The 9,051-nt window shown below is 68.8% G+C and carries 7 protein-coding genes and 1 pseudogene; 5 read left to right on the plus strand and 3 right to left on the minus strand.

Features of this window, described 5'->3' with window-relative positions; genetic code table 11:
* Positions 1-570: pseudogene (locus tag VF794_RS32695) on the minus strand (hypothetical protein); the annotation flags it as partial.
* 107 nt (positions 571-677) lie between these two features.
* Here VF794_RS32695 and VF794_RS32700 point away from each other — a divergent pair.
* From VF794_RS32700 to VF794_RS32710, 3 genes are all read left to right on the plus strand, one after another.
* Entirely contained in the window at positions 678-1,982 is a 1,305-nt protein-coding gene (locus VF794_RS32700; protein ID WP_331117037.1) for a hypothetical protein, read from the plus strand.
* Positions 1,983-2,138: 156 nt separating this feature from the next.
* Complete coding sequence (locus VF794_RS32705; protein ID WP_331117038.1) at positions 2,139-3,509, plus strand: hypothetical protein; 1,371 nt, start codon at positions 2,139-2,141, stop codon at positions 3,507-3,509.
* Complete coding sequence (locus VF794_RS32710; RefSeq protein ID WP_414640995.1) at positions 3,503-3,859, plus strand: DUF2019 domain-containing protein; 357 nt, start codon at positions 3,503-3,505, stop codon at positions 3,857-3,859. The genes VF794_RS32705 and VF794_RS32710 overlap by 7 nt, the downstream gene beginning before the upstream one ends.
* A 12-nt stretch (positions 3,860-3,871) precedes the next feature.
* Here the strand turns inward: VF794_RS32710 and VF794_RS32715 are convergent, their stop codons facing one another.
* Positions 3,872-4,711 (minus strand): DUF2520 domain-containing protein, encoded by an 840-nt coding sequence (locus tag VF794_RS32715; protein ID WP_331117039.1) that lies wholly within the window; start codon positions 4,709-4,711, stop codon positions 3,872-3,874.
* Between the two features lie 4 nt (positions 4,712-4,715).
* Complete coding sequence (locus VF794_RS32720; protein WP_331117040.1) at positions 4,716-7,289, minus strand: ATP-dependent Clp protease ATP-binding subunit; 2,574 nt, start codon at positions 7,287-7,289, stop codon at positions 4,716-4,718.
* 216 nt (positions 7,290-7,505) lie between these two features.
* On the opposite strand from VF794_RS32720, the gene VF794_RS32725 reads away from it, so the two are divergent.
* Complete coding sequence (locus VF794_RS32725) at positions 7,506-8,249, plus strand: YIP1 family protein (protein ID WP_331117041.1); 744 nt, start codon at positions 7,506-7,508, stop codon at positions 8,247-8,249.
* A partial coding sequence (locus VF794_RS32730; RefSeq protein ID WP_331117042.1) for a TolC family protein occupies positions 8,246-9,051 on the plus strand: 806 nt, incomplete at its 3' end. The genes VF794_RS32725 and VF794_RS32730, both read left to right, overlap by 4 nt.

Below are 9,051 nucleotides of genomic sequence, written 5' to 3' on the forward strand. Positions count from 1 at the left end.
CCCCCAGGACTTGCCCAGGCGCCCCTCGTAGTGGGTGGCGAGCCCCTCCAGGAACCAGGACTCGGTGAAGAGGTTGGGCTGGAAGAGGCCACCAGTGACGGTGTTGAGCGCGTGCCACAGCCCGTCCGTCTGCTGCATCTGCACGTAGTGGACGGACTCGTGGCAGCCCACCTCGCCGAGCTCGGCCGGACCGAAGCCCAGCAGGTTGAAGAGCTCCAGCGACATATGGGTCGGCATCACCATCTGCTGGGGGATGCTGGAGACGTCCGGCATGACGTATGCGTTGTTGAAGTCCGCGCTCGTCAGGTAGACGAGGACCCGAGGCCGCTGCCGGGGGCTCTGGGTGAGGTGGCGCAGGCGCTCGACGCAGTCCTCCAGGCGAGCGGCGATGCGCAGGGCCGCTGGCCGGTACTGGGCCGGGTAGTAGAGCTCCAACGTGCTCGTCGAGAGCTTCCGCATGTCGTCCCGGACGAAGCTCGTCTGGACGTTCTGCGGGAAGCGGGGTGTGACGAAAGCACACCCCGACAGGGTGAGGATGAACAGTAGAAGGGAGGGGAGGCGGCGCGCCATGGGCTCGCATCCTAGGGGGTGGCGACAAATCGTGGCGATGAACTTGGTTTTCGGGGTAAGGGGGTCGGCCGTTCGACACGGTCGAGTACCCGGAACAGGAACCCGCAATGGCCCATCCCGCCCCTCCGCATGTCCAATCCGCTCAGGCGCAGGTCGCCGCCGCCCTCCAGCAGGTCGAGGGCAAGCCGGTGGATCTCCTCCAGGTCCCCTGGGCGGAGCTGGAAGCGTCCATCCCCAAGCTGCTCGGCGCGGCTTTCGATGTGAACAACCCCAACCACCAGGGCCTGGCACTGGGTCTGGCGGGGGCGTTCGCCGAGCGCATGTTCAATGAGCACGGCGCCTTCTGGTTCCCCAACCGGGACTCGCCGGAGGGGGCGACGTTGGGCTTCCCGGACGCAATCATCATGCTGTCCCCGTTCGGGGCGGTGATGGAGTCGATGGCGCAGGGCGGTAAGTTGGGCAAGCTGGAGGATCTGGCCGCGGACATCCGGCGCTCGCTGGGCCAGGCGCGCTTCGCGCCGGGAGCCACGCAGTCGCTGGGCGCCACGGGGCCGAAGCTGGGGCCCGAGGAGTACCGTCGGCTGTTCGATCCGGGCTTCCTCCAGTTCGTGGTGCTGGACGCGGCCAAGGCGAAGACGGCCTTCGAGTCGAAGCCGGACGCGTTGGCGCGGGACGTGCGTGAGGCCCTGGGCCGGACCCAGCCGCCGCTGCCGCAGGAGGCGCGCCAGCAGTTCGAGGGGCAGATCGTCCAGTCGCTCACGCGGCTGGATGCGAGCAAGCCGCTGTCGGACCAGATGGACCGGGCGCCGCGCATCGCGGAGCTGATGGGCCACATGTTCGCGACGATGGGCGGCACGGGGGCGGCGCCCGAGGAGTTCTGGGGCGAGATCGTCCTGCCGCTGCTGTTCATCGGCTCGCCGCAGAGCTTCCCGCCGGTGGACGACGAGGAGACGCAGGCCTTCACCCAGGGGGCGCCGACGCTGGCGCTGTTCGTGGATGTGGTGCCGCACGCGGTGCAGGCGCCGGAGGAGGGGCTGCTGGGCACGTTCGAGCAGTCGGATCTGACGCTGGAGCACCCGGGCTTCGGGAAGGTGGGAGCGCTGCGGCTGATCAAGGTGAACGCGGAGCGCATCAAGCCGCTGCTGGCGCAGTTCGATCCGGACAAGACGGTGGACGCGGTGCGTCGCTTCACCAAGCACATGGAGGAGAAGGCCGGGAAGGGCGCTCCACCGAACCCGCAGAACGAGGAGATGCTGAAGGCGGCGACGGTTCTGCTGTCGGATCTCAAGCGGGCGGTGACGGAGAACGGCGACCTGTGCCTGCGCCGTCTGACCGAGGCCGAGGCGGCGTCGGAGCAGGCGGTGTCGCTGGTGCGCAAGGCGCTGCAGGGCCCGCGCATCATCCTGAGCTAGCGAAGGTCGTGAACCCTGATCACCCTCTCCCTCCGGGAGAGGGCCGGGGTGAGGGTAGTCGATACGGTGGGGAACCCCTGTCACCCACCGTGTCCTCCCGAGTGGGCCTGTCCCAGAGGTACGGCTATGTCTGGCCACTCCTTCAATTCGAGCCCGGTGGACGAGCGGCGCCTTTTGCGTGTGGGCGCTCTCGCCTTGGCTGCGCTGATGCTGGTGACTTCATGCGCGACGGGGGCCCCCTCGGGCGGAGAGCTGACGGCGTACGAGGACGACGAAGACTCGGGTGAGGGCGAAGCCGTCTTTTCTAGCCTGCCCACGGACTTTCAGCCGGTGCGCGTAGGGGACTCCGAGTTCGCGGACGCCCTGACAACACTGTGGCTTCACGTCCCGCTGCGGGTCTCCACCTTACACCCCCCGCTGTACGTCAGCAGGAAGCTGGCGCTGGCGTCCGCACCGTCGAGTGGCGAAGCGTGGCAATCAGAGCTGGCGCAATCCTATGGGAGGTTTTGCGAGCGGCGCGGCACTCCGGGTGACTGTCTGACGTTGTTTGACGACGGACGGCAACTGCAAGCCGACGATCAGCGCAGCATGGCCCTTGCCCTGGCGGTGGGACCTGCCCTGGAAGGCGTGGACGCGGAAGTGCGGGCCATGCTCAACCCTACCCGGGTGCTGGCGACGCTCAGCTTCACCATTACGGCCTACATGGCGCTCCTGATGGCGCCGGAACCGGTGACGAAGGGCGTGGCCGCCACGTTCTCCGTGCTCATGTGGGGCTATCTCGGATGGGAGTTCTTCGACCTGCTGCGGGCCTATGCGCAGCTTTACGAAGATGCGCCGCGAGCCTCTTCCTTCGCGGAGTTGCGCGAGGTGGGCGAGCGGTTCGGAAGAGTCATCGGCCCCAACAGCGTGCGAATTCTCGTCATGGTGGCGACGGCGGCGGTAGGTGAAACGGCCGCGCTCATGTCGAAGGGGCCGAAACTGCCGGGATTCGGGCAGGCGTCGCGCACGGTCGAGGCAAACACCGGGCTGCGCCTGATGGATGCTGCAACCGGCGCCGAGCGAGTCCTTGTTTCCGTGAACGAGGGCACGATCCGCGTAGTCCTGCCAGTCAACGCCGTGTCCATGACTGCGCGGAACGGAGGAGACGAGCGCCCAGCACTTGAGCCCAACGATCCCGCGAAGGAACGCTTACTTCTCGCCCGTAAGCATCGAGCTTTCAGGTCATTCAGGGCCTTCAAGCGTTACATGGGCAAGGCAGGTGAAGGTAAGGACTGGCATCACCTCGTCGAGAAACACAGGTTCAATCTCAAGCGTTTTGGCGCCGAGGCCCTTCACAACACCGAGAATGTCATTCCGTTGGAAAAGGGGCTGCACACCAAGGTGAGCGCTTTTTATTCCACCAAGAGGCCTGATGTTACCGGCTCATATAGTTTGACGGTGCGGGAGTGGATCAGAACGCAAAGCTACGAGGCGCAGCTTTCATTTGGATTGCTTGCCATCAAGAGGATCAGGAGTAGAGAGTGGTGAAGAGCCTGAAAGATCTCGTGGATGAATTCGCTGAGAATGTGGCTGCGCAGACAGAATCGGTAAACAGAGGCGATGCCAAGACCGGTAACAAGCATGCGAATCGGTACATCGCCGCGCTCAAGAAGCTGCGGTCAAAGGGTGATGCCGGACGTGACGCGCTCGTGGTCCTGCTCAAGCACCCTCGCCAGGATGTGCGGGTGATGGCTGCTGCGTTTCTGTTGCGCTATCGGACAGCAGAAGCAAAGGCAGTGCTGGAAACAGCCGCAAACGGGAACGGAGTATCGTCGATTGGTGCGATCATGACCCTGAAGCGTTGGGAGGATGGCACATGGAATCTGGATCCTGAGTAAGGCTTGTAAACTTTACTCAAGCATCTTTCCCAGAGCAGTGCGGGCTTCGGGGGACAGACGGTGCCCCACGAGTTGCAATCCGCGTCGTGACAGAGGCCGGTAGACGTCGGCAGCTTCGGGCGGAAGGGCCGCGAGATGCGTGGCCACTACCCCTGAATCTCCCCGTGCGATGGGGCCGGTGTACCCAGCCGCCAATCCACGTGCCTCCACGCCCCTCAGTGCCGAGCGCGTCAGTGGCAGCAGCGCGGCGAGCGCGTCCTCCTCGGAGATACCCGCGACGCGGAAGGCGTCCACCGCCGCGGAGAGAGCCGCCACCACCCCGCCCGCGCTCAGCACTGCGCCAGCATGGTAGGCGGCGCGGTGCTTCTCCGGCACCCGCAGGGCACGCAGGCCCGCGTCCTTCGCCATTCGCTCCAGCACCTCGCGCAGCCAGTGGGAGCGCGTGCTGACGGCCACCGAGTTCCCCGCCAGCGAGTCGCGCGGATCCGACACCGCCACCAGCGGATGGAACGAGCCCAGCACCCGCCCACGCGGAGCGCCCAGGGCCTCCAGCGAGAGCGCGCCCGCGCAGTGCACCAGCGCGGCACCGCGCGCCATCCGGGTTTTCACTTCCTCGGCCACCACGGGCACGGCCTTGTCCGGCACGCACAGCAGGCACACCCGCGCCTGGGCCACATCGCTCTCGGTGGCCGGCTTCAGCCTCAGCTCCAGGATGCGGCGCCGGCTCTCCTCGGAGCGCGCCAGCACCCGCACCGGCCAGCGCTTCGCCGCGAGCGCGAGGGCCAGTGCGCCTCCCAGTCGGCCCGCGCCCACCACCACCACTCGCGGGCGATTGGGTCGCGCGGGGCTCACGGGCTCAGCGGCTCTCGCGCTCGAAGTGCAGCTCTCCGGCTCGCACGGACACCCGCACCCGGTCGCCCGACATGAACTCGCCGGCCAGGATCCGCTCGGCCAGGGGCGCTTCCACCAGCCGCTGCACCACCTGACGCATGGGCCGCGCACCCAGCTTCTGATCGAACCCGCCCGACTTCATCAGCAGGTCCACCACCTCCGCGTCGGCCACGTACTCGATGCCCTTCTCCGTCCCGAGCCGCCGGCTGCTCCCGTCCAGCAGCAGCGTGGCGATCCTCGCCACCTCCGCCTCCGTGAGCGGACGGAAGGGGAGTCGCTCGTCGATGCGGTTCCACAGCTCGGGCGGCAGCGCCTGGCGGGCGGCGGTGCTGGCCGACTCCATGTCGCTCGCGCCCTTGCTCTCCGTCCCGGCCGGGGTTCCGAAGCCCAGCGTCCGGCCCGTGCGGTTGAACGCCTCCGCACCCAGGTTCGTCGTCATGACGATGACCGTGTTGGAGAAGTCGATGTGCCGCCCCTTGCCGTCCGTCAGGCGGCCCTCCTCCAGCACCTGGAGCAGGAGCAGCTGCACCTCGCGGTGGGCCTTCTCGATCTCGTCCAGCACCACCACGCACGAGGGCCGGCGGCGCACCGGCTCGGTGAGCTGGCCCCCATCCCCGTAGCCCACGTACCCCGCGGGCGAGCCGATGAGGCGAGACACCCCGTGGCCCTCGGACATCTCGCTCATGTCCACGCGCACCAGCGAGTCCTTGCTGCCGAACAGCACCTCGGCCAGCGCGCGCGCCATCTCCGTCTTGCCCACGCCCGTGGGGCCCAGGAAGAGGAATGAGCCCATGGGCCGGCGCGAGGCGAAGCCCGCGTAGTTGCGGCGGATGACTCGGGCGATGCGCGAGATGGCGTCCTCGTGGCCGATGACGCGCTCGCCCAGGTCCGCCTCCAGCCGCAGCAGCCGCGCCGAGTCCGTCATCAGCAGGCGCTCCTCGGGGATGCCGGCGATCTTCGCCACCACCCGCGCCACGTCCGAGGCCTCCACCAGATCCTTGCCCTCGCGGCGGCTGCGCGAGCCGGCCAGGTCCACCACCGAGATGGCCTTGTCCGGCATGAAGCGGTCCGTCACGTAGCGCGAGGCCAGCGACGCGGCGGCCACCAGCGCCTCGGGGGCGTAGCGCAGGCCGTGGTGGTCCTCGTAGCGGCCGATGATGCCCTGGAGGATCTCCACCGTCTCCGGCACCGAGGGCTCGTGCACCACCACCGCCGTGAAGCGCCGCTCCAGCGCCGGATCCTGCGAGATGAACTTGCGGTACTCGTCGTGCGTGGTGGCGCCGATGCAGGGGAACTCGCCGCGCGCCATGGCCGTCTTCAGCTCGTTGGCCGCGTCCTGCGGGCCCTCGCCCGTCGAGCCCGCGCCCACCAGCGTGTGGATCTCATCGATGAAGACCACCACGCGCCCGTCCGCCCGCTTCACCTCGTCCTTGAGGGCGTTGAGCTTCTCCGAGAACGAGCCGCGCAACTGGGTGCCGGCCACCAGCGTCGCCATGTCCAGCTCGAGGAGGATCTTCTCCGACAGCGTGCCGCGCAGCTCCAGCAGGCGCTGGGCCACGCCCTCCACCACGGCCGTCTTGCCCACGCCCGCCTCGCCCAGCAGGCACGGGTTGTTGGTACGCCGCTTGCCCAGGATGTCGATGACCTCTTCGATTTCCTTGGCGCGGCCCACCACGGGATCCAGCTTCCCCTCCTGGCCGAGCTTGCTCAAGTTGCGGCCGAGCGAGGTGAGCAGGGGAAAGCGCTTCTCGTCGAGCACCAGGGACGGCGCGGCGGGACGCGGCGGGGGGGCCGGGCGCGGCGCGGGGGGGGGAGCGGGCAGGAAAGGCGACGGAGCCGGGGGCGCCACCACGGCGGGCGTGGGCGGAGCCAGGAAGGCCGGGTGCGGCGGCGGGGTGCGCGTCGGCACCGGGGGCGCCGGTGTGGGCTCGGGGGCGTCGACGGTGTCCTCGTGCACCTCGTCAATGAGGTCGCGCGGGGAGATGGCGGGCCGGGACGGCGTCCGGGGCGGCGCCGGGGCGGGGCGCGGCACGCTCACCGCGAGCGCGGAAGCGGGCGGGGCCGAGGGCGGCGCACCCACGGGCCGGGTAGGGCGGGGCATGCCCATCGACATGGCGCCCCGGCCCGGCTGAAGCCTGCGCGGCATGTTCCCGTCGAGGCAGTAGGAGAGGGCGGTGTTACCCAGGTTGATGAGGTGCAGGCCAGCCTTGGTCATCAGCTCGCTGGCGGCGCAGCGCAACCGGGTGAAGGCCACCAGCAGGTGCATGCAGTCCGCTTCGCGCGCCCCGCTGTTCTGGGCGATCTCCCGGGCGCGCATGCACAGCTCGCGCACCAGCCCGTCCTGCTCCGAGGGCTGTGAGGTCATCCGCTCCAGGAGGCTGTCCTCGTCGACGCCCTTCTCCTTGAGGAGGAGCTGCGCCCGGTTCTCCACCGTGAAGAGGGCCAGCAGCAAGTGCGCCGAGGTAGGCTTCTGTGCCACGCTCTGGGCGATGTCGTTGGCTTCGAGGAGTACCTGGGCGAGATCCGTGCTGTCGACCATTCGGGCTCCGGCAGGCGAGCAGGCGAGCACATACACCCTTCGGATCCTTCCGGCAAAATTTCCGCTACAGGTCGCTACAGCCCCTACCCCCGGCGTAGCCAAAATGGTCGAATCTACGGAATCCGGTTGCTTGCCGGGTGGTTCGGGGCCCCGCATTGTCACCCGGCTTGCAATAGAGGGTGTTCACGGGCGTACATCCCATCGCCCTCATACCTTATGACCTCACTCGTCCAACCCGCCCGCGTGCTCTTCGATCCACTCGATGCGACGGGGGCCGCCGTCGAGGCCCACCGCTGGGTGTGGCCCCTGTTGATCCTCGTGCTGTGTGTGTCCGCTTCTGGGACGGCCTTTTCCCTCCGCTGGGACGCGAGCCCCGCCGTCATCCAGCAGTTGCAGATGGAGGGCGAACTCGATCGCATGACGGAGACGGAGCTCTCCGAGAAGATCCAGACGGCCACGCGCAAGGCGCTGGTCGGGGGGATCGCCAAGGGTGTCTTCGTGATGCCGCTGCTGGCGCTGGTGCTGGCGGCGGCGCTGTGGCTGCTGGCGTGGCTGTTCGAGACGCCCGCGCCCTTCGCCCGGCTGATGTCGGCGGCGGTGCTGGCCCTGCTGCCCATCGCGCTCTACCACCTCATCTTCGCCGTCTGCGCGCTGGCCCAGCACTCCCTGTCCCTGGATCGCGTCCCGGACCTGGTGCCCTCCAGCCTGGCGGTGCTGAGCGGGCTGACCCCCAAGGTGAAGAAGGTGCTGGGGGCGGTGGACTTCTTCAACCTGTGGAGCGTGGCCCTGCTGGCCCTGGGCTTCTCCTCGGCCACGGGGATGCGCCGGAGCCGGGCGCTGCTGCTCTTCGTCGTCGCCTATGTCCTGTTCACCGGTGTCTCCCTGGGCCTGCCGGAGCTCATGGCCGGTGATGGTGGCGGGCCGGGCGGCCGGCCTGGTCCTCCGGGAGGCGGTCGATGAGCAGCGCGCTCATGCTCGCGGCGGTACTCGCCGCCACCCCCATCCGCCTGGAGGACGCCCGTGCCCGGAGCCGGGGGAACACCCAGGCGCTGACCGCGCTCCTCCAGGCCTCGGCCGCCGAGCAGGACGTGCGCACCGCCCGCTCCTCGCTGCTGCCCCAGCTCGGCTTCCGCGGCGGGGCGAACTACAACTACACCGGTCCGCAACGCACCTATGAAAGGGTGCCGGTGCTGGATGCGGAGGGGAACCAGACGGGCGCCTTCGAGCAGCAGTTGGGGCGCAGTCCGGAGTTCACGTACCCCAACTTCAACCTCTCCCTCTCCGTCTCGCAGCTCCTCTATGACCGGGCCGCCTGGGCGCGGCTGTCGCAGACCGGCGCGCAGCTGGAGGCCCTGCGGGGCGAGGCGCTCGAGCAGGCGGATGCCTCCGAGCTGGAGGGCATCCAGCGCTTCTTCTCCCTCTTCCGCACCCAGGCCACCATCCAGGTGCTGCTGAAGAATGTGGAGCGCAGCGAGCAGCAGCTCGATCGCGCCCGGGCCCTCTTCCAGGCGGGCCGGGTGGGCAAGAGCGAGGAGCTGTCCGCGCTGGTGAACCTGGGCAATGATCGCATCGCCGTGGTGGAGCGGCGCGGGCAGCTCGCCCGGGACCAGGCGCAGCTGGCCACGTGGCTGGCCATGCCGGGGACGGAGGCGCTGGAAGCGGTGACGCCGCCCGGGCTGGACACGATGCCCCCCGCGCCGCCGAGCCTGGAGCAGGCCGTGGCCGAGGCGCGGGCCCGTCGGCCGCTGCTGACGGCGCTGCG

Source organism: Archangium sp. (assembly GCF_036389735.1).
Taxonomy (GTDB): Bacteria; Myxococcota; Myxococcia; order Myxococcales; family Myxococcaceae; genus Archangium.